This is a genomic window from Synoicihabitans lomoniglobus (assembly GCF_029023725.1).
GTDB classification, from domain to species: Bacteria; Verrucomicrobiota; Verrucomicrobiia; order Opitutales; family Opitutaceae; genus Actomonas; species Actomonas lomonigloba.
Genome location: NZ_CP119075.1, coordinates 4,834,701 through 4,854,216, shown reverse-complemented (window position 1 = coordinate 4,854,216; position 19,516 = coordinate 4,834,701). Strand labels below are relative to the sequence as shown.

Annotated in this window: 18 protein-coding genes; 11 read left to right on the top strand and 7 right to left on the bottom strand. The window is 60.8% G+C overall.

Going from position 1 to position 19,516, the window contains the following annotated elements:
- Window positions 1-240: 240 nt before the first annotated feature.
- The 4 genes from PXH66_RS18555 to PXH66_RS18540 all read right to left on the bottom strand — a co-directional run bounded on the left by PXH66_RS18555 (window position 241) and on the right by PXH66_RS18540 (window position 4,608).
- Complete coding sequence (locus PXH66_RS18555) at window positions 241-1,614, bottom strand: Gfo/Idh/MocA family oxidoreductase (RefSeq protein ID WP_330930988.1); 1,374 nt, start codon at window positions 1,612-1,614, stop codon at window positions 241-243.
- A 103-nt stretch (window positions 1,615-1,717) separates the two neighbouring features.
- The gene (locus PXH66_RS18550) at window positions 1,718-2,284 is read right to left on the bottom strand and encodes an NUDIX hydrolase (RefSeq protein ID WP_330930989.1); all 567 of its coding nucleotides are present in this window, start codon (window positions 2,282-2,284) and stop codon (window positions 1,718-1,720) included.
- A 349-nt stretch (window positions 2,285-2,633) separates the two neighbouring features.
- Window positions 2,634-3,653: a glycoside hydrolase family 113 gene (locus tag PXH66_RS18545; protein ID WP_330930990.1), complete on the bottom strand. Its 1,020-nt coding sequence runs from the start codon at window positions 3,651-3,653 to the stop codon at window positions 2,634-2,636.
- Window positions 3,654-3,663: 10 nt separating this feature from the next.
- The gene (locus tag PXH66_RS18540) at window positions 3,664-4,608 is read right to left on the bottom strand and encodes a TerC family protein (protein WP_330930991.1); all 945 of its coding nucleotides are present in this window, start codon (window positions 4,606-4,608) and stop codon (window positions 3,664-3,666) included.
- 130 nt (window positions 4,609-4,738) lie between these two features.
- Between PXH66_RS18540 and PXH66_RS18535 the strand changes: the two genes are divergently transcribed.
- Both PXH66_RS18535 and PXH66_RS18530 read left to right on the top strand, forming a co-directional pair.
- Window positions 4,739-5,281 (top strand): hypothetical protein, encoded by a 543-nt coding sequence (locus PXH66_RS18535; protein WP_330930992.1) that lies wholly within the window; start codon window positions 4,739-4,741, stop codon window positions 5,279-5,281.
- 213 nt (window positions 5,282-5,494) lie between these two features.
- On the top strand, window positions 5,495-5,728 hold the full coding sequence (locus tag PXH66_RS18530; protein ID WP_330930993.1) for an SWIB/MDM2 domain-containing protein: 234 nt from the start codon (window positions 5,495-5,497) through the stop codon (window positions 5,726-5,728).
- 164 nt (window positions 5,729-5,892) lie between these two features.
- Here the strand turns inward: PXH66_RS18530 and pap are convergent, their stop codons facing one another.
- Entirely contained in the window at window positions 5,893-7,383 is a 1,491-nt protein-coding gene (gene pap, locus PXH66_RS18525; RefSeq protein ID WP_330930994.1) for a polyphosphate:AMP phosphotransferase, read from the bottom strand.
- Window positions 7,384-7,513: 130 nt separating this feature from the next.
- Here pap and PXH66_RS18520 point away from each other — a divergent pair, with 130 nt between their 5' ends.
- Complete coding sequence (locus PXH66_RS18520; RefSeq protein WP_330930995.1) at window positions 7,514-8,482, top strand: DMT family transporter; 969 nt, start codon at window positions 7,514-7,516, stop codon at window positions 8,480-8,482.
- 145 nt (window positions 8,483-8,627) lie between these two features.
- Here PXH66_RS18520 and PXH66_RS18515 read toward each other — a convergent pair whose 3' ends face one another.
- Window positions 8,628-10,142 carry an EamA family transporter gene (locus tag PXH66_RS18515; protein WP_330930996.1) on the bottom strand — a complete coding sequence of 505 codons (1,515 nt, stop codon included), beginning with the start codon at window positions 10,140-10,142 and terminating at the stop codon, window positions 8,628-8,630.
- 198 nt (window positions 10,143-10,340) lie between these two features.
- On the opposite strand from PXH66_RS18515, the gene PXH66_RS18510 reads away from it, so the two are divergent.
- Window positions 10,341-12,005, top strand: coding sequence for an alkaline phosphatase family protein (locus PXH66_RS18510; RefSeq protein WP_330930997.1), 1,665 nt, complete (start codon window positions 10,341-10,343; stop codon window positions 12,003-12,005).
- A 32-nt stretch (window positions 12,006-12,037) separates the two neighbouring features.
- Here PXH66_RS18510 and PXH66_RS18505 read toward each other — a convergent pair whose 3' ends face one another.
- Window positions 12,038-13,129: an alpha/beta hydrolase gene (locus tag PXH66_RS18505; RefSeq protein ID WP_330930998.1), complete on the bottom strand. Its 1,092-nt coding sequence runs from the start codon at window positions 13,127-13,129 to the stop codon at window positions 12,038-12,040.
- Window positions 13,130-13,918: 789 nt separating this feature from the next.
- Between PXH66_RS18505 and PXH66_RS18500 the strand changes: the two genes are divergently transcribed.
- From PXH66_RS18500 to PXH66_RS18470, 7 genes are all read left to right on the top strand, one after another.
- Complete coding sequence (locus PXH66_RS18500; protein WP_330930999.1) at window positions 13,919-14,824, top strand: nucleotidyltransferase domain-containing protein; 906 nt, start codon at window positions 13,919-13,921, stop codon at window positions 14,822-14,824.
- Window positions 14,824-15,453, top strand: coding sequence for a Cap15 family cyclic dinucleotide receptor domain-containing protein (locus PXH66_RS18495; RefSeq protein WP_330931000.1), 630 nt, complete (start codon window positions 14,824-14,826; stop codon window positions 15,451-15,453). The genes PXH66_RS18500 and PXH66_RS18495 overlap by 1 nt, the downstream gene beginning before the upstream one ends.
- Before the next feature lie 699 nt (window positions 15,454-16,152).
- Window positions 16,153-17,358 (top strand): IS481 family transposase, encoded by a 1,206-nt coding sequence (locus PXH66_RS18490; protein ID WP_330931001.1) that lies wholly within the window; start codon window positions 16,153-16,155, stop codon window positions 17,356-17,358.
- Window positions 17,359-17,640: 282 nt separating this feature from the next.
- Window positions 17,641-17,913, top strand: a complete 273-nt coding sequence (locus PXH66_RS18485) for a BrnT family toxin (RefSeq protein WP_330931002.1) — start codon at window positions 17,641-17,643, stop codon at window positions 17,911-17,913.
- The gene (locus PXH66_RS18480) at window positions 17,900-18,238 is read left to right on the top strand and encodes a hypothetical protein (RefSeq protein ID WP_330931003.1); all 339 of its coding nucleotides are present in this window, start codon (window positions 17,900-17,902) and stop codon (window positions 18,236-18,238) included. The genes PXH66_RS18485 and PXH66_RS18480 overlap by 14 nt, the downstream gene beginning before the upstream one ends.
- A gap of 144 nt (window positions 18,239-18,382) precedes the next feature.
- Window positions 18,383-18,817, top strand: a complete 435-nt coding sequence (locus PXH66_RS18475) for a helix-turn-helix transcriptional regulator (protein WP_330931004.1) — start codon at window positions 18,383-18,385, stop codon at window positions 18,815-18,817.
- Window positions 18,814-19,509: a hypothetical protein gene (locus tag PXH66_RS18470; protein WP_330931005.1), complete on the top strand. Its 696-nt coding sequence runs from the start codon at window positions 18,814-18,816 to the stop codon at window positions 19,507-19,509. Before PXH66_RS18475 ends, PXH66_RS18470 begins: the two co-directional genes overlap by 4 nt.
- Window positions 19,510-19,516: the final 7 nt, after the last annotated feature.

Genomic DNA, 19,516 nt, shown 5'->3' with positions numbered 1-19,516 from the left:
AACGAAATTGTGCGATCACGACCGGAGTGAGACGAAAGAAATTGCGGCGCAGATTTTGCTCGGGCGAACCGGCACCGCGTGAGCCACTCCCGCCCCGCTCCCGGAGGGCGACAGGCGACGAAGACCCGTTCGATGCCCAACATCTGCGCATACGGGCACCGCGCATGGTAGGCCGCCCGCATGCGGGCGCTGCGTCGTAGCCGGGGCGGAGCGGAGGGCGTGTCCGGTGCCTTTACTTCCTCAAATCCGGTAGCACGCTTCCCAACCCTTGCGCGGGGGCGGACCGCTGAGCAAGGCGTTGGCGATCGGGTGGTCGACGAAGCGGCGTTGCTCGCGGTCGAACTTCAAGGTGCCGCCGAGACGCTGGGCGATGCAGCCGAGGATAAACACCTGCGACAACGGACCCGAGACCGAGAACGGTGACCGCGCCTCCTCTTGACCCAGGCAAGCGAGCGCGAAGTTGGCGAAGTGGTCGCTGTTTTTCTGCGGGAAACGAGGCAGCGTCGGCGCCATCTCGCGCATTTTAGCGGCGGGAATGATGCGCAGCGTAGCGCTGTGCGTGCCACCGCGAAAAACGGTGCCGTCCGCCGCATAAAGGTATTTGCCATTGCGCTGACTTTCCGCGCCCACGGTCTCCTCAGGCGGGAGAGCCGGTTGGTTGTCCACGCCGTCATACCAAAAGACATCGCAAGCCGGGTGCGCGCCGCGGGTGGGGAAACCAAAGCGGATGGTGGTGGCCTGCGGGAAGATGTAGTCGTTGGGCCCGTCGCGTTTCACGGCTTCGATCGTCGCGGGCAGGCCGAGGTCGAGGAAGCGGTGCGCCGTATCCAGAATGTGGGGAGCCCAGTCACCGAACGCCCCGTCACCATACTCAAACCAACTGCGCCAATTGCCGGGGTGCAGGCGCTCGCTGAAGGGATGCATGGGCCGACCGACGTGCCACAGATCCCAATCGATCGAGGCGGGGGCGGCTGGGCCGTGATCGAACCCGTCGACCGTCCAGCCGTGCCAACGCCGCGGTGAGTTCATGTAGGCGTCGATACGGGTGATGTCTTTGATGACACCGGCCTCGGACCAGGCTTTGAACTGGAAATAATTGGGACCGGAATGGCCTTGGTTGCCCATCTGCGTGACCACGCCGGTGCGCGCGGCCTGCTCGATGAGCAAATCGACTTCTTCGAAAGTGTGGGCAAGCGGCTTCTCGACGTAGACGTGCTTGCCCGCGGCCATCGCCGCCATGGCGACGGGGAAGTGCGAAAAGTCGGGCGTGGCGATGACGACCGCGTCGATGTGGTCGCCCTGCTCGGCCAACATTTCCCGGAAGTCGGCGTAATACGGGATGTCGCCCAGCATCTGTTTGGGCTCCACGCAGTGCGCGCCGCCGAGATCGACGTCGGCCGCCGTTACGAAACTCGTGAACCCGGTGTCGTTGAAGGCCTGGATGAGGTCCTTGCCGCGATTGCCGATGCCCACGAGGGCGAGACGGACCCGGCCGGATGGAGCAAGCGTCGCGACGGAAGGCGACGCGTTGGGGCGGGTTTGGCAACCGGTCCAAAGCAAAGAGGAAACGATCGCACCGGAGCGCAGGAAATCACGTCGAGTGGGGTGGGGCATGGAGTAAGGTTGCACGCAAGATCGGCTGAGGTCCAATCGCTTGTGACGGACAGTTAGAAAACTGAAACGTGAACCGGGTGGACGCGGCTGCCGCCGACTCCCGTTAATTCACCAATTGAGAGCGCGCGAGCAGGTAGGCAGCGATGTGGTTGCCCTGAGAAAATTCGCCGTTGGCGATGGCGGCGTCGATCTCGGTCGGCGTGAGCCGCAGCACTTCGATCTCCTCGTTGGGATCGAGGTTGGCGGCCTGCGTCTCTTCGACGTTGCGGGCGAGATAACAGTGGAACTGGTTACTCTGGCGCGCCGGGTTCGGATAAAATGTTGTGACATGCGACCACGTGCCGCCGGTGGCACCGCATTCCTCGACGAGTTCACGTTGTGCGCCGACGAGCGGATCCTCATCGGGTTCGGTCACGCCACCGGGAAACTCCAGACACATGATCCCGGCGCCATGGCGATACTGCCGCACCAACACGATACGGCCATCGGGCAACACCGGGATGACGTGCACCCAGTCGCGTTTCTCCAGCACGTAAAACGGATCGATCGTCAAGCCGTCTTGGCGGCGGCACGTATCGGCGCGCAATCGCAACCAACGATCGTTCACGATATAGCGCGAGGCGGTGATTTCCCACGGATGCAGCATGGCGGCATCGCAAACCCTACTCATGCCCGCGTCCACCCCACATTCGACCCACCCCGCGCCCGACCTGCGTCGCGCCCTACCTGCCCCGCGCCGCCGCGTCCACCGACCCGTCGCGAATGTTCATATTACGAACATTCGAGGCGGGATGCAGCAGGTTCTGGCGAAAACCACCTTGTTCGTAATACGAACAAAGAGGCGCGTGGCGTTGAGGCACTTGTGGCCGGTCGGGTCCGCAATCTTCGGTTCGGATAGTTCGGGTGCTTTTGCACCGGAGCGTTCCAATGTTCGTATTACGAACATTGGGGGCAGAGGGGGGGACAATGCGGACGGGGGAGGCTGGGGCGGGAAGAGGATCGATGGCGGGGGAGGCCCGTTACTCCGGTTGGGCGCGCCAATGCCGGGCGACGACTTCGCGCATGTGGGGGTCGCTCACGAGAAAGTTTTCGCCGCGCGAGTTTCCGGGAAACCACTTCCACAAAAACGCGCCGATGAGGTCGTCGGGCACTTCCATCGCGGCGAGGGCGCGGTCGAGACACAGGGCCTGCACCATGCCACCGCCCGGCTGTCCGTCGCCATCGCGCCAGGGTTCGCGGGCGGCGTTGAGGCCGGTGTCGTATCCGAGTTCCATGAACACCACGCGCTTTTGCTGGCGGGCGGCATAGGTCAACACGTCGCCGCGAATGCGTCGCCACGTGGCATCGATCTCGGCCGCAGTGGGCGGGCGGTCGTGGTCCACGAGCGGGAAGTAGGCGGACAACCCGATGACGTCCAAAGCATCCCAAAACGGCACCCGGCGATAGTCGGGCCAATTGGCGGCGTAAGTGAGCGGGGCCGCGGTTTCGGCGCGGACGGCCGCGATGATGTCGCGCCATTCGCGCTCGTGACCGGGGATGGTCCGGTCGAGCTCAGAGCCGACCGTGAATCCGTCGGCGTCGCGGCAAAGTCGCGCGAGGCGCGTGATCCACTCGCGGTAGTCGGCAAAAAAGCGGTCCCATTGCGCCCTGGTTTCGAACCGCACGTCTCCCCGCCAACCCCAACCGGCGCGCCACGGAGCGAGGTGAGGCGTGATGCAGACTTTGAGCCCGAGCCGGTGGGCTTCGGCGATCGGCCGCGCCAGCCACACCGGAGCGTTTGCACTGGTTTCCGGCAGCCGTCCGAACGAGACGGCGCCCTCCCGTGTGACACTCCCGTAGGGGTGAATCTGCACCCAGTTGGCGCCGAGGGCCTTGATCTCCCGCATAGCCTCGACCATTTCGTCGGTGCCCCATTCGCGGCCCCACGTCTGGCAGGAAATGACCACGCCACGAATCGGCTCATCGCGCTCTGCCTCCTGCGCCGTGATCCGTGAGGCCAGGAGCAACGTGGCAACAATGAGGCAAAAACCGTGACGCATGGTGGAGGGGTTACCGCTTATCCTTGGGGGAGGCGGGGAACAGAAGCGAGGCCCCTACGGCGATCGCCAGCACGCCGCCGATGACGCCGAGTGAGAGTTCGATCGAGATGTGATGGTAGCCTGAGAGGAGCATCTTAGCGCCGATGAAGGTGAGGATGACCGCCAGACCGATGTTGAGAAACCGGAACAAATCCATCACGCCGCTCAGCGCGAAGTAGAGCGAGCGCAGCCCGAGAATCGCAAAAATGTTGGACGTGAAAACGATGAACGGCACGTCCGTGATCGCCAGCACGGCCGGGATCGAATCGAGCGCAAACGCCACATCCGTCGTCTCGATCACCAGCAGCACCACGAACAGCGGTGTCACCGCGCGGCGTCCGTCGATACGGGTGAAGAAGTGTTTCCCCTCGTAGTCCCGACCCACCGGGATCACCTTGCGCAGCAGACGCACAGCGATGTTTTTCTCCGGGTCAAAATTGTCGTCATGAGGCAATGCCAGCTTGATGCCGGTGAAGACCAAGAACGCGCCGAAGCCGTAGATGAGCCAGTGGAACTGCGCCAACAGACTCACGCCCGCGAGGATGAATACGAACCGCAGCACGGCAGCGCCGATAATGCCCCAGAACAGCACCCGGTGCTGGTAGGCCGCCGGCACCTTGAAATAGCCGAAGATGACGATGAACACGAAAACGTTGTCCACGCTGAGCGCGATTTCCACGAGATAGCCCGCCGTCCATTCCTTGCCGTGCTGCGCCCCGAGCCAGTGCCACACCACCGCATTGAACACCATGGCGAGGGTGAACCACACGCCGCACCAGGTCAGCGCCTCCTTGAGCTTGATCGTGTGCGACTTGCGGTGAAACACCCCCAGGTCGAGCGCGAGCATCGCGATGATGAAGACGAGAAAGGCTCCCCAGGCCCAGGTTGGCAGCATGTGCATAGAAGCGGCGAACATGCAGAGGAGCCCGGCGCGGGAGCAAGCGAGGACTCGATCCGGATTTGTCCCGGGGTGTCACTTGACCCGCCCCCGTGCGTCATGGAAGGTGGTCCTGCTAACAAATCGTCCGTCGCCGCGTCTCACTGTCATGCCCTCCCTTCGTTTCACCTCCCTTGTTCTGACCAGCCTGCTGGGTCTGGCGGGAACGAGCTCGGCACAGATGCCGGGTCGCAATCCCTTCAACCGGGCGGCGCCTCCGGCCGCTGAAGCCGCGGCCGTGCCGGTGGAAAACGCCGAGATCCAGTTCTGCGGCACCTTTGGCGACGGCGACGCCAAGCGCTTCAACGTCTACAACGTGACCAAGCAGCGTTCGGTCTGGCTCAAGCTCGGTGAGGTCGGCCCCGACGAGCTGGTGGTCGAGTCCTACGATGCCGACGAAGGCCTCGTGCAGGTTCGCCAGGGCGCCCAGTCCCTGACCCTCGGGCTGCAGGCCGCCCGGGTCGCGGGCGGCGCCCGGCCCCTGGCGACGGCGTCCGGCCCGGCCACTGGTAACCGAATTGTGGATACGGTAAAGGTAAACCCCACGCCGGCCGATGAACGCCGCCGGTTGGAGGCGGTGGCGGCGGAGGTGCGCCGGCGGCGCGAGATGCGGCAGGCCGCCGCGGCCAAGTCCGGCGGTGGTCGGCGCTGAGCCCCGGGCGGGACGGTATCCGGAAAATAATTACATCGTAATCGCCGCCGGGGAGGGAACCGGGCTTGGGCCGTGGCAGCTCGAAGGGGGTCGGCGCAAGCATTTTACCTATGAAAATGCGCGAATTTACCTCTGAAAAACGTATTGCTTTCGGTAAGGTGCAGTCTAGACCCGGAATCCGATATGGCTAAACGCAAACCCAACGCTGCATTCATGAAACCGGTAACCCCTGACGAAGCCCTCGCGGCCGTTGTTGGGTCCAAGCCGCTGCCCCGCACCGAGCTCACCAAGGCTCTGTGGGTCTACATCAAGAAGAACAACCTTCAGGATCCGAAGAAGAAGACGATCATCAACGCTGACGATAAGCTGAAGAAGGTCTTCGACGGTAAGAAGTCCGTGAGCATGTTCGAGATGACCAAGCTCGTCTCGGGTCACGTGACCAAGTAAGCTTTAAACCCCAAAGCACTTTCTTGTTTCTCAACGCCGTTCCGCTTGCGCGGGGCGGCGTTTTTTTTGGGGCGGCGAACTGCTGCCGCGATCCGGTGAAGTGGGTTATTTGCTGATTTTCAGCAATTAACGATGGCGATGCATTTTCACGCTTCGAGGGAAAATCACGCGTCGAGTGCGGCCGTGATCTGCTTGCAGGCGTGGCGCAACACGTCGAAACGGGCGAAGCGCTTGTTGTTGGCCGGCACGAGATGCCAGGGCGCCGGTGCGGTGTCGGTGAGGGCGAGCATGTCGCCCACGGCGGTCTCGTAGGCCGACCACTGGGCCCGGTTGCGCCAGTCTTCGTCGTTGATTTTGTGCTGTTTGTAGGGGGTCTCCTCGCGGGCGCGAAAGCGCTCCAGTTGCTCGTCCTTGGAGACCTGCAGCCAGAATTTCACCACGATGGAGCCGTGATCGATGAGCTGTTCCTCGAAGTCGTTGATCTCTTCGAAGGCCCGCCGCCATTCGTGCGGGTGACAAAAACCTTCCACGCGTTCGACCAGCACGCGGCCATACCAGGAGCGGTCGAAGATCGCCACAAACCCGTCGCGCGGGATCTGCCGCCAGAAGCGCCACAGGTAGTGGTGTGCCTTTTCCTCATCGGTCGGCTTGGCCACGGGCACGACCCGGTAGTCGCGGGCGTCGATCGCCCCGGTGAGTCGGCGGATGGCGCCGCCTTTGCCGGCGGCGTCCTGGCCTTCGAACACGAAGACGATGGAGCGTTTGGCATCGCGGGCGCGGCGCACGGCACGGTTGAGACGGCCGAGCCACTTTTCGCGTTTGGCTTCGTAGGCTTTGGAGGACAGTTTGCGATCCAGTTCCAGGCTGAGCAGCCGCTTGCGACCGTCGGGCCGCAGGGCGACGACCCGTTTGGGCTTGGTCGGGGAGACGTGTTTTTTATTCGTGTAGCGGCGGTGATGCTCCTTGAAGCGACGCACCAGCATGCCGGCGAAGTTAACATTTCGGGCCCGCGGGTCGGCGGCTTCGATGCGGTCCCAATGCGCGCCCGGGCGGTCGGTCTCACCGAGGATGTGCTCGGCGGTGGTGGCCAGACGATTGTAGATGCGATGCGCGCGTTGTTGCTCGTCGGTGACGCGCCACGCGGTGTCGGCGTGGGCGAGGTGGGCGCGCAGGCGACGTCCCTGCTCGGCCTTGGACAAGTGAAACCACACTTTGACGACGAGCGTGCCGTTGTCGGACAGCAGGCGCTCGAAGTGACGGATGCGACGCAGTTCGTGGTCGAGCTCCGCGAGGGCCTTTTTGCTGCGCGCCTCTTCGCGCAGGGTTTCGGTATACCAGGAGCCGACAAAAATACCGATGCGACCGCTCGTCGGCAGACCGCGCCAGAACCGCCACATGAGCGGACGTTCGCGTTCCTCGTCGGTCGGTTGTTGCAGGGCGATGGTTTCGACGCCGCGGGGGTCGAGCCACCCCATCAAGGTGTTGATGGCATCACCGCGACCCGCGCCGTCGACGCCCGCGAGAATGAGCACGATTTTGAAATCGGTCTTTTTCAGCTCAACCTGTAACTGCACCAATTCTTCGCGCAGGGTCGCGACCTGGGCGTCGTAGATTTTTTTGGGCAGCTTTTCCGTGTCGCCGGTGCTTGAGGCCATGGCGGCGAAGCGTGGTGGAGTGAGGCCGGGAGTGTCGAGCTCCGGACGACACTGGGGGTGGCTTTTGGGCCGCACAGTGGCGTATTGCCTTGGAGGTGGGAGGACGGAACCTACGGTCGCGATTTCTCCGATGCCATTTCCCGACCCGCCCGTGCGCCGCCGCGCCATCCTCATGCTGTTGCTCGCCACCACGTTCTGGGGGTTGAGCTTTCCGCTCATGAAAGGCGCCGGCCAACTGGCCGAACGCGGCGCGCCGGATGCGAGCACGTGGTTCTACACGACCATGATGGTGATGCCGCGTTTCGTGTTGGCGGCGCTGGTGCTCGCGGTGGCACTGGGGCGGACGCTGCGCGGGATCACGCGATTGGAATGGAAACAAGGTCTGATGATGGGGCTGTTCGCCTCGGCCGGCATGTTGTTTCAGGCCGACGGGCTGCAGTTCACGGCGGCCTCGACCTCGGCGTTCCTGTCGCAGTTTTACGCCATTCTCATACCCATGTGGATAGCGGTGCGTTCGTGGCGCAATCCAGGGGCGAGGGTGTGGCTGTGCACGATGCTGGTGTTGGCGGGGGTGGCGGTGTTGGGGCAGTTCGACTGGCACGCTTTGCGATTGGGACGCGGGGAAGCGGAAACGCTGTTGGCCTCGGTGTTTTTCATGGGCCAGATTTTGACCCTGGAGCGGGCGGAGTTTGCGTTCAACCGGGTGCTGCCGCTCACGTTTGTCATGTTTCTCGTGGAGGGAGTGGTGTTCGGGGCTTTGGCGGTCGGCACCGCGCCCTCGGCGGCGGCGTTGATCGCACCGCTGAGCTCGTTGCCGTGGTGGGGCTTCACGTTGGCGCTCACGGTATTTTGCACCCTCGGCGCATTCCTGTTGATGAACAAATGGCAGCCGCGAATCACCTCGACGGAGGCGGGCCTGTTGTATTGCGCGGAGCCCGTGTTCAGCTCGAGTGCGTCGCTGGTCTTGCCGGGGTTGTTTTCGGTGTGGGCGGGCATCAACTACGCCAACGAATCATTGTCCGGTAATCTCTTGATTGGGGGTGGCCTGATCCTGATCGCCAACGTGCTGCTGCAGATGCGACCCGCTTCCTCGGCGTAAATCTGGCTCATCTTTCGTCTTTCTCTTTCCTCTTTATCTCCGGGAGGACGGATCGCGTTTAGGGTTGGTAGGAGAACGAGAACGAGAACGAGAACGAGAACGAGAACGAGAACGAGAACGAGAACGAGAAAGAGGGGGCGGTGAGCTACTGCGCAAACCGGCCGTGACGTAGGAACGTGTGGACTTGGGCGATCGGTTCGCGGCGGTATTGCAGCCACGTGTGCGAGTGGGGCAGCACGATGTGATCGTGCATGCCGTCGAGTCGCGTCGAGGCGATCGTGACTTTGCCGTCACCAGGATGGCCCGTGAGCGATGCGAGCCACGGATTCAGATTCATGTCGCCCGCGATGATGCCCAACTCGGGTCCGGCGGGCCACGGCCCCAGTCGGGCGGGGACGTCATGGGGACCGGTGCCGAGTCGGCGGCCGTTGACGCCCGTAAACCACCGAAAGGGCAGCCAGTGACCGATGCGATCGACCAGGGCGGTGCCGTGATTGGGTGGGGCAATCATGACGACGCGACGGAGCGCGGTCGGGGCACCGTGTTGCTGCAACCACCGGCGCACGACCAGGCCACCCATGGAATGGGTGACGCAGTGCAGCGCCACGGCGGGGTCTTGCGGATCGATCCCGTGGCGGCGGAGTTGGGCGGGCAGCCATTCCGCGCCGATTTGCTCCACTGGCATGCTGCGCGAGCGATACGTCAGATTGATGACCCGGTAGTCGTCCGCGCGCAAAGACCGGGCGAGCCGCGCCATCGCCCAACCTCCCAGGCCGAGCCCATGCAGCAGCACCACGGTCTCGCGCACGTCCGGCCGGCGAGCGGTGCGCCGGGACAGGTTGAACAACGACCGGCCCGTCACGGCGGCTAGCACGATGGCACCGCCCACCAACGCGAGGGGCGTGGGTTTTTCGCCGAGCGCGAGCAATACCCACACGGGATTGAGGAGGGGCTCGATCACGGGAATGAGCACCGCCTGCAACGCGGTCACGTGACGGATCGCGTAGGCATACATCAAATACGGGATACCGAGCTGCACCACGCCGAGGGTGACCAGCGCGAGGGCTCCCGATCCACTCAACGCCGGTGCATCGACGATCCACGGCAGCCCCACGACAAACGCCAACAGGTTGCCCAGAATAATGCAGTCCAGAGGCGACGCATCTTTCTGGTAACGCAGCGCGATGGTCATCGCCGCGAAGCCCAGGCCGGCGATCAAACCCAGAGTGTCGCCGAGCAGGTGGCCGACCGACAGCCCATTGGCCAAGAACACCACCATGCCGCCCAGCACCGCTACGATCGTGGCCCAGTCGAGCCGGGTCGCCCGCTCCCCCAAGAACCAGGCACCGAACAAAGCGATCCACACCGGCGCGGTGTATTGGAGCAGGATGGCGTTGGCGGCGGTGGTGAGTTTGGTCGCGGCGCAAAACGCGACCGTGCAGGTGGCGTAGCAGGCGGCTCCGATCCACTGCACCCGCGTCCAACGCAGGCTCCAGCGGCGACCCGCGACGATCAAAAACAACGCGGCGAAAAGGCCCCGGCCGCCGGCCACCGCCAACGGCGGCCAATCGATGTGTTTGATGAGCAGTCCGCCCGTGCTCCAAAACAGCGCCGCCACCACCAGCAAACCAGCAGAGCGTTGAGCGGATGTGACAGGCATGGCCGCGCAGTTTGTTCGCCCGGTTTGTGCAGTCGATCAGAACCGTTGGGTCGCGTATGGAGCGAAGCGAGTGACAGATACCGCACGAACAGGTTACGATATCGCGCTTGAGAGCGTTCAGTGTGCATCTCGCTCGCTTCGATCGGAAAGCTGAAAAAGGTGGGGGTTTACGTCAGATTTTACCCGAATGATTTTCCCATGATCCGCACCGGTTTAAGCCTCTTCCTTTTTGGCATTTTATCCCCTCAGGTCCTGAGCGCCGCAGCTCCGACCCGCCCGCGTTTGGTCGTCGGCATCGTGGTCGACCAGATGCGTTACGACTATCTGACGCGGTTTGCCGAGGCGTTTGGCGAAGAGGGTTTCAAGCGCCTGCAGCGTGAGGGCACGCAATTCCGCTCGATGCACTACAACTACGTGCCCACGTCCACCGGACCCGGTCACGCGGCGATTTGGTCGGGCGCTTATCCGGCGGTCTCCGGCATCGCCAACAACGAATTCTTCGACCGTGAACTGGGCCGGGAGGTGTATTGTGTGGAGGATGACAGCGTGTCGTCGGTGGGCACGACGGCGGCGGACGGCCAACGCTCGCCGCATCGGCTGCTGGTTACGACGGTCGGCGACGAACTCAAACTCGCCACCAATGAGCGGGCGCAGGTGATCGCAATCAGCCTGAAGGATCGCGCCAGCGTGCTACCCGGCGGCCATTTTGCGGACGCCGCCTACTGGATGGATGTGACCTCGGGCCGGTTTGTGACATCATCGTATTACGCCAAGTCGCTTCCGGACTGGGTGCAGGCCTACAACGAGGGCGGGCGGGTCGCCGAACTGGCCGCCACCCCGTGGACCCTGCGCGATGCGGCTGCAACCTACACCGAAAGCCTACCCGACGACAACCCGTTCGAAGAGCCCCTGCCGGGCGAAACCGCGCCGGTGTTTCCCCACGACATCGCCCGCGCCATCGCGCTGAGTAGCGAGGGCGACAAGGATCATTTCAAACCCTTTGCCACGTCGCCATGGGGCAATGTCGCCGTGCGTGAACTCGCCCAAGCCGCGCTGGAACACACCACCCTGGGGCGCGACGACGTGCCGGATGTGCTCGCCGTCAGTTTCTCCTCCACGGATTACATCGGCCATCGTTTTGGCCCCACCTCCCTGGAGGTCGAGGACACCTACCGGCGGCTCGACGACGACCTCGCGCAACTGCTGGACACGATCGACCGCACGGTGGGGCTCGAGCATACCGTGGTGTTTCTCACGTCCGATCACGGCGTGGCGTTTAATTCGGCTTTCCTGCGTTCGCGCGGCATGGCCTCCGCCCGCACGTTGAACAAAAAAACCTTCCGGACCGGCGTCGAAAAAGCGCTGACGGCGCACTACCCGTCGGTCTCTGCCGCATCGTGGGTGCTGGCGGACTACAAGGGCAACGTGGTGCTGGATCGACCCGCCATTCGCGCCGCGGGCGAAGAGCTGGAGGAGGTCAGCGAGTTTCTGCGCGACTACCTGTTGGAGCAGGACGGGGTGATCGATGTGGTCACGGCGGCGGAGTTGGCGGAAAGCGCGGCCCACGACGGCTACCGGGCTCTTATGCGCCGCGGCACGCACGCCATCCGCTCGGGGGATGTGCTGACACTGTTCACGCCGGGATCGGTCTTCGGCTACGACCGGGGTGGGGCGAGCCACAGCCAACCGTTTTCGTATGACACGCATGCCCCGTTTTTGATTTCTGGTCCGGGCATCGCGGCTGGTGCGGAGATCTATGAGCGGGTCGCCATCACGCAGATCGCGCCGACGATTTCAGCTCTGCTCAAAATCAACGAGCCCGCCGGCGCGTTCGAAGGACCGTTACCGATCTTCGAGCGCTGAGGAGGCAGGGTGGGCGGGCGCGCCGCGCGCGTTCAGCTCACTTGGTAGAGGTTGCGGGCGGCGTCGTAGGGGAGGGCTTGTTCGGCGGCGAGTCCGTTGAACGCGGCGTCGAAAAACGCCTTCACGGATGGGTTGCGGGTCGGCTTGCCCTCGAAGTAGGCGTGCGAGCGCGCGACATGTGCGGCGTCGGTGAAGTTGACGTAGGACGCGTTGCTCGCGTTGAGCTCAAACACGTAGTGGCCGAGCCGGGCCTTTTGGCGCTCACCCATCTTGAGGCGGGATGCCGCCAGCGCGATGTCGTGTTCGTTGAGGGTGACGAACACCCGGCGACGGGCGGCGATGTTTTCAACCCACTCCGCGTGGTCGGCGGTATTGGTGTCGGCGGCGACCAATACCACATTGTCGAAGATGGGTTGGGCGGACCGAAACACCGACGTTTCCAGCATCTTTTTGAAGAGATAATTGCCCATGCTGTGGAGCACGAGATTGACGGTGAAAGGACAGCTCTTCTCCGCCTGTTCGGTGAAGAACGTGCGCCAGGCCTCGTCATCATCCGGGTGGCGGCGATTGGCGAGTTCCTCGACCCGTTGTTCGTGAGTGGCATGCACCTCGGCCATGATGCTTTGCAGCTTGCCGAGCACGCGACCCAACGCGCCGACGGATGCCTGCGCATCGGCCTTGTCGCTGAGGTAACTGGCGACGCCCTTGGCCCCGCCGCCGTTGGCTGGCCAGGAAAACACGAGCACCTCGACTTGGTAGGTTTTTTCGAAACGCCACGCGCGATCGAGGGCGGATTTCAGGTCGTTGTTAAAACCATGCACGAACAGCACGAAGTTGCGGCCCTTGCCGCGGCCGCCGGACAACTTGGGATTGATGCGGGCCAGCAGTTTGGCCGCGACGTAGCGGCTGGTATAGACGGGCTCGGGGCCGGACACATCGAGGCCGCTCTCGGCGGCCATGGCGGCGGTGACCTGGTCGGGCAGGATATCGATCTTCCAGCGATCGCGGGATTTTTTGGCCTCGGCGAGACGGAGCTCCAGCGGGCCGGAGCAACTGGGGGTGGAACCGAAGGCATTGAGGCCGGTTTTGGTCGGGAAGACCTCACGATTAGTGACAACGAACATGGCGAACAAGGGGACGGGGGATTGCGTTTCGAAGAGAAAACGCGGTGGCGCGAAGCGACGCCGCGGCAGTTGGCCAGTGCCACGAAGTCAACGCGAACGATCCTCCCATCGCGAGGAATTACGTGCCTCAAAGCATGCACACGTAGTCTTCCACACGGAAGTCGGCTAACGGGGCCTCGTTCGAATCAAAAAAACCACAAGAGTTTAAACCTGACCCGTTTTGCTGTCTGACCCGTTTTGCTGTCTCGTTTTGCTGTCTTGACCCGTTTTGCTGTCTCTTTTCTCCCCCTATTCGTGGTGACAAAGTGACGACATGACCCCGTCGGATCGCCCCCGCCCTCGGCTGGGAACGCCGAGCTCCAGCTCGGCCACTGCGTGTTGCACGGTTGTTCCGACTGAACCCCAAACCCCAAAGCCCGACCCCCTTTTCTCCCTCCGACCCCTTTTCTCCCTCCCAGAGTCCACCGAAGCAAGCGAAGGAGATCGGGACATGACACCATTGAGCGGCCCTGTTCTGGCCGGATTACCGAATCACTCAAGAGGCTAAGCGATTTCCCTCGGTGCATACGCTCCAGTTCACCCGGAATCCACAAACTACAATTGTTTAAACCTGACCCTTTTTGCCCCCTTGACCCTTTTTGCCCCCTCGGTCTTCCGGCCTTGCCGGAGCCAAACTGCAAGCAGCTGGCGCCGTCTTCAGGCCTTTAGCCCACGTGTTGCACTTCGCTTGGCACGATGCCGAATAACACTTGTATCGAACAATCGCTACCAATATAAATCCACCCCGACATGAGACAAATTAGCGAATGGGAATCTGTTTTTTCTACGTGGTCCGCAGGTCCATCGCAAACAGAGAAGGAGCGCTCTGAAAATGCCGAAAACATGATTAGAAGCGCGATCAAAGAATCTCCAAAACTCTCGTCGAGAGATATCAAAGTTTTCACGCAGGGGTCCTATAAAAACCGCGTCAATGTGAGGCGCGATAGTGATGTTGATATCGGGGTCCTATGTTTTGATGCGTTCTACCATCAGATTCCGGATAACAACATCAAAGAAGCTGTCACCCGAAATTTTGCATCGACCGAATACAACTATGCGCAGTTTAAAAATGAGGTAGAAGAAGCGTTGATCAATAAATTTGGAAGAGCTGCAGTGACTCGCGGCAGCAAAGCTTTTGATATCAAGGCCAGCTCGTATCGAGTAGAGTCGGATGTCGCTGCTTTTTTCGAACATCGGCGATATACGAGTTCAAGCGACTATTTGTCTGGAGTTGAAATGAGGCCTGACGACCGCGATCCGCCCAGCATAATTAACTGGCCCGAGCAGCACTACAATAATGGCGTCAATAAAAATACCGCCACCAAGAGGAGATTTAAACGCACGGTTCGAATATTGAAATCCCTATCAAATGAGATGTCCTTGAATGGTGTAGAATCGGCAAAAAACGCACCTAGCTTCCTTTGTGAATGTCTCGTTTGGAATGTTCCAAATTCTTTATTTGAAGCCACAACTTTCTATGAGATGATGCGGCGAGTTCTAGCACATCTTTTCAACGAAACAATGAATGATGACAAGTGTTCCGAATGGGGTGAAGTCAGCGAGCTAAAGTATTTATTCAGGGGTATTCAACCTTGGACGAGGCTGAGTGCCCACCAATTCGTGAGTGATTGTTGGGATACTATTGGTTATAAATAATGATCACCCGCTTGCACGTATCATCATTTGTGGGATTAACCATTGTAGTTTGGTTAGCCGCTCTTTGGTTTCAGGGCCAACCTGTGTTGTCATTGAGTTTTCTAAAACCGTTCAGTTTGGTGGTAGGTGTATTGGCAGCTTTCTCGGTCGCCTTTAATATTTGGATTTGGCGACTTCCTATATTGCGAGGATGGTATATTAAGATTCCCTATATTCGAGGAACTTGGCGGATAGACTTAAAATCTGATTGGATCGATCCGAATACTCAAAAAGGTATCGAGCCAATCCAGTGCTATTTAGTCGTTCGCCAAACGTTATCATCGCTGTCCGCACGACTGATCACTCCAGAATCTATTTCGCATTCGGTAGCCTATAGTATCACTCTAGAGAGCGACGAGATATACAGGTTGCACGTGGTTTATCGAAACGAACCCAAAATTGAATTACAGGGCGTAAGGAGTGAAATTCACCATGGTGCTTTCAAGATGGAAATCACTTGCCCAAATTATGAATCGATGGACGGGTTTTATTGGTCTGATCGTAAAACCAGAGGAAGCATGCGAGGGGTTATTTTGGGGCGACAGCTTTGCGATTCATATGAATCGGCGAGCAAGCTTTCGGCGGGTTAAGTGTTTCTGAGGCGGCAAAAAGGATCGATCCTTACTGTTTAAACTCATCTCTTTAAAATGCCGGAGGGGCGCGAGTTAGTCATCACTGTGTGGGTCGATACCGCCCGAATTTGAGAATCCTGAAACGCAGAATATTAGAGAAAAAGATGACATGGGGACCAGAAATGGGGTCTGGACCAGAAATGGGGGACCAGAAATGGGGTCTGGCTTTGGGGACCAGAAATGGGGTCTGGCTTTGGGGGGACCAGAAATGGGGTCTGGCTTTGGGACCAGAAATGGGGACCAGAAATGGGGTCTGGACCAGAAATGGGGTCTGGACCAGAAATGGGGACCAGAAATGGGGTCTGGCTTTGGGGTTTGGGGTAGGTCGTGGTGGAGTGGGGCTAAGTTCGAGCGGCTTTCGGTATCCGCGTGGATCAGGGACTTACGGGCTGCACGTCAGGGAAGTAGGTGCGATAGCGAGGAGGCGCGGAATCGAATCGGATCTTGATGGTAATACCGATGCTGGTATTACTTAGCAGATGAACATCACCAGCAAGGGGCAGGTTACGATTCCTCAGTGGCAAAAAAGGGGTCATTCCGAGGCCGAAAAAGGAGGCCGAAAAAGGAGGCCGAAAAAGGAGTCAATGCTTTATGGTATGAACCGGGGACATAGGTAACAGATAGTCTAGGGACATAGGTTACACTTAAACTGGGCGTATGCCCTGGAAAGAAGTGTCACCAATGGACCAGAAGATGCAGTTCATCAGCATGGCGGCTACGGGCCGCTTTACCGTCTCGCAGTTGTGCGAAGACTTTGATATCAGTCGCAAGACCGGTCATAAGTGGCTGCGTCGTTACGCGGCGGAAGGTTCCGCCGGTTTGGGCGATCGGTCCCGTCGTCCCCGTGGCTGTGCCCACCAGACGACTACGGAGCTAGTCGAGCTGGTGCTCCAGGAGCGCAAAGCCAAGCCCAGTTGGGGCCCCAAGAAGCTACAGGATCTACTGCACTGTAAGCACGGGATAATGCAGCCTCCGGCGCGCAGCACGATCGCCTCGTTGCTGAAGAGTCACGGCCTGATCAAGAAGCGGCGGCGTAAACCTGGACTCTATCATCCCCGGCCCAGCGAGTTGACCGATCCGACTCACCCCAACCACGTGTGGACGTTCGACTACAAGGGTTGGTTCCTGACGCAGGATCGCATCCGCTGTGATCCGTTGACGGTGTGTGATCGGTTCTCGCGCTACGTCGTGTGCTGCCAAGCCCGATATGATCAGCAGTTCCGAGGCACCCACCTGGCCTGTCGTAACATCATGCGCTACCACGGGGTTCCGGAGATCATCCGCGTCGACAACGGCTCACCCTTCGCTTCCAACGGCTGGGGCAGGCTCTCTCGATTGAGCGTGTGGTGGATCAGCCAAGGCATCCAAGTGGAGTTCACCCGACCGGGGCATCCGCAGGATAATGGGTCCCACGAACGCATGCACCGCGACCTGAAAGCCGAGACCCTGCAGCCCAGCGCACGCAATCAACGCGCCCAACAACGCCTCTTCGACCGGTGGCGCTTTACCTACAACCACGAGCGTCCTCACGAAGGCATCAACATGCAAAAACCGGCCGAGATTTACCACTCCAGTCAGCGGCGCCTAAACGAGAACGACAACGCCGTGCGTTACCCGGCCGACTATCTGCGTCGACGTGTTACCGAGGCCGGGTTCATCAACTACCGCAAACGCAGCTATCATGTCGGGGAGGCGTTTGCCGGAGTCACCGTGGGAATCCACCGCACGGATGCGGGCACGAGCGAGCTGCACTTTGCGAACATCCACCTCGCCAACCTCACCCTCAATGCGGGGGACCCATTCCGGCCTGCGGCCTACATGGTTCCCCCGCATCAGGTTCCCCTCGCCAAACACAACCCGTAAACCCAACCTCCCAAAAGTGTAACCCATGTGCCTGGACTTTGTGTAACCCATGTCCCGATCATTCCTATCTTTGCGGTGCGCAGTCAAAACGGGACATTGTTTGACTCTTGACTGACGGAGAGGGCGTTGACGCAAGCCGGTCGGGCCACGCTTCAGATGCGGGTCAGCTACAAAGATCGGATTCGGGTGAGGGAAGTGTGGCGATTCAGCGTGCCGCGGTCGGTGCTTTTCAAACGGATTGTGCGCTTGCGCTGATTGAAAACGTGCGCACGATATCAAAAGATGACTTTTGAGTGGGATGCCGCCAAGGCTACCAAAAACCTCGCCAAGCATGGGATCAGCTTTCCCGAAGCGGCTTTGGTATTTGCGGATCCTCGGCGGCTGACGGTCATCGACTCTCGCCACACCACCGAACATCGAGAAAACACCACCGGTCTCGTCGCCGGGCTGGTGGTTGTCTCCGTGACTCACACCGACCGCTCCGGCGTCACCCGCATCATTTCAGCCCGCCCCGCCAGCCGACAGGAAAGGAAACGCTACCATGCCCAAGACTAAATTAACCCTCGCCGAGGCCAAAGCCCGACCGCTCTCCGCTGCCGCTAAGGCTCGTTTGGCCAAACTTGCCGCGAAACCGGATGCGGAGATTGATTTCTCGGATCAGCCCGAGGTCACCGACGAAGCCATTGCCAGTGGGCGTGTGCGTGTCGTTGGCCGCGGCGGCAAGCGGGCGGGAGCCGGTCGCACCGCGCTCGGCAAGACGCGTAAAACAGTCAAACTTTCCCCTGCCGCAGTGAGGCGCTTGGAAGCCTACGCCCGCCGCCACAAGCTGCCTCATTTCTCGGCCGCCATTGAAGCCGCCAGCGAATTGTTGGGAAAGTGACCCCAATAGACCGCCGACTTGGAACTGCTGAATTGACGATTCTTGGTGAGCTTTCAGGTTAGGATCATGGCCGCTGAAACGTCCATGCGTGGGGTTGCTCCTCATGACCTGTTGCTTCCGACCCTGCGTCGAACCGAGGCTTGCATGGCACGCCGGGACGCTTGGCTGGAGTTGTTGGCGGGACTGGAATGGGCCATTGCTCGGCGGACGGACCGCGGACAGATAAAGCTTAACCCCGCCGCCATCCGGGACCTGAAAAAACGCGGGTTGTGCGCCAGCGATCCACCCGGCCGTTGGGAATCTTTCCTGCGGGCCGCCGGTGATTTGGCGATCCGGGAGTCGGGACTGTTGATCTGGCAGCCTCTGCCTGCTCCCGCTTCGAATCGTTCCTCGATCCGCGCCCCACTGACGCCTCGCGAACGGGAGGTCCGGCAGTGGTTGCGCACCGGAAAACGACCGGATGAAATCGCCGGTATTCTGGGCTGCACCCGACGCACTGTGCAGAAGCACCAGCAAAACCTTTATCGAAAGCTGGGAGTCTCCCGATTGTCCGAACTGTTGTGGCAGCCCGACGCATGAAGCTGCCGCGTCTGCCAGATTTGACCGGTGGCGATCAACGTCAGGTGAACGGGATGGTTCGTCGACTTCATCGCGCCGAGACCCGCTCCGAGTTGGCGGCGGCCTTCATCACCGAGATCGACTGCTGCCTGCCGGGAGACATGGCCGGTTGGGGGGAAATGTCTCCCGATTACGAGCAATTCACTGGGATGGAAATCTCCCCCGCCTACCTCGCCACCACCGCCCGGCTGGTGGAACCGATCAGTCAACTACTGCCGCATCACCCCGCCCTGGAGGCCGTGGGATGGTCAGGCTCCCGCGTCCAGCCTCGGCGTATCTCCGACTTTCAGTCGCTGCCGCGTTTTCGCGACAACCCCCTGCACCGGGAAGCCTACCGTCATCTCGACGCCAATCATCAAGTTGCCTTCAGCCCGGGGGTGGGGGGTGACTCGGCGGTGGTGATCAGCCTGAATCGCAAGCACACCGACTACTCGGCCCGCGATTGCCAAAAGCTCCATTTGCTGGGGCTGCTGATCGGCGAGTTGTTGGGGGGGCCAAGAAAGGGGTCGGGCTTTGGGGTTTGGGGTAGATCGTGGTGGAGTGGGGCTAAGTTCGAGCGGCTTTCGGTATCCGCGTGGATCAGGGACTTGCGGGCTGCACGTCAGGGAAGTAGGCGCGATAGCGAGGAGGCGCGGAATCGAATCGGATCTTGATGGTAAT

Bases quoted from the DNA above. Each gene is read 5' to 3' on its own strand.
- PXH66_RS18555 (WP_330930988.1), bottom strand. From the start codon at position 1,614: ATGCCCCACCCCACTCGACGTGATTTCCTGCGCTCCGGTGCGATCGTT.
- PXH66_RS18550 (WP_330930989.1), bottom strand. From the start codon at position 2,284: ATGAGTAGGGTTTGCGATGCCGCCATGCTGCATCCGTGGGAAATCACC.
- PXH66_RS18545 (WP_330930990.1), bottom strand. From the start codon at position 3,653: ATGCGTCACGGTTTTTGCCTCATTGTTGCCACGTTGCTCCTGGCCTCA.
- PXH66_RS18540 (WP_330930991.1), bottom strand. From the start codon at position 4,608: ATGTTCGCCGCTTCTATGCACATGCTGCCAACCTGGGCCTGGGGAGCC.
- PXH66_RS18535 (WP_330930992.1), top strand. From the start codon at position 4,739: ATGCCCTCCCTTCGTTTCACCTCCCTTGTTCTGACCAGCCTGCTGGGT.
- PXH66_RS18530 (WP_330930993.1), top strand. From the start codon at position 5,495: ATGAAACCGGTAACCCCTGACGAAGCCCTCGCGGCCGTTGTTGGGTCC.
- pap (WP_330930994.1), bottom strand. From the start codon at position 7,383: ATGGCCTCAAGCACCGGCGACACGGAAAAGCTGCCCAAAAAAATCTAC.
- PXH66_RS18520 (WP_330930995.1), top strand. From the start codon at position 7,514: ATGCCATTTCCCGACCCGCCCGTGCGCCGCCGCGCCATCCTCATGCTG.
- PXH66_RS18515 (WP_330930996.1), bottom strand. From the start codon at position 10,142: ATGCCTGTCACATCCGCTCAACGCTCTGCTGGTTTGCTGGTGGTGGCG.
- PXH66_RS18510 (WP_330930997.1), top strand. From the start codon at position 10,341: ATGATCCGCACCGGTTTAAGCCTCTTCCTTTTTGGCATTTTATCCCCT.
- PXH66_RS18505 (WP_330930998.1), bottom strand. From the start codon at position 13,129: ATGTTCGTTGTCACTAATCGTGAGGTCTTCCCGACCAAAACCGGCCTC.
- PXH66_RS18500 (WP_330930999.1), top strand. From the start codon at position 13,919: ATGAGACAAATTAGCGAATGGGAATCTGTTTTTTCTACGTGGTCCGCA.
- PXH66_RS18495 (WP_330931000.1), top strand. From the start codon at position 14,824: ATGATCACCCGCTTGCACGTATCATCATTTGTGGGATTAACCATTGTA.
- PXH66_RS18490 (WP_330931001.1), top strand. From the start codon at position 16,153: ATGCCCTGGAAAGAAGTGTCACCAATGGACCAGAAGATGCAGTTCATC.
- PXH66_RS18485 (WP_330931002.1), top strand. From the start codon at position 17,641: ATGACTTTTGAGTGGGATGCCGCCAAGGCTACCAAAAACCTCGCCAAG.
- PXH66_RS18480 (WP_330931003.1), top strand. From the start codon at position 17,900: ATGCCCAAGACTAAATTAACCCTCGCCGAGGCCAAAGCCCGACCGCTC.
- PXH66_RS18475 (WP_330931004.1), top strand. From the start codon at position 18,383: ATGGCACGCCGGGACGCTTGGCTGGAGTTGTTGGCGGGACTGGAATGG.
- PXH66_RS18470 (WP_330931005.1), top strand. From the start codon at position 18,814: ATGAAGCTGCCGCGTCTGCCAGATTTGACCGGTGGCGATCAACGTCAG.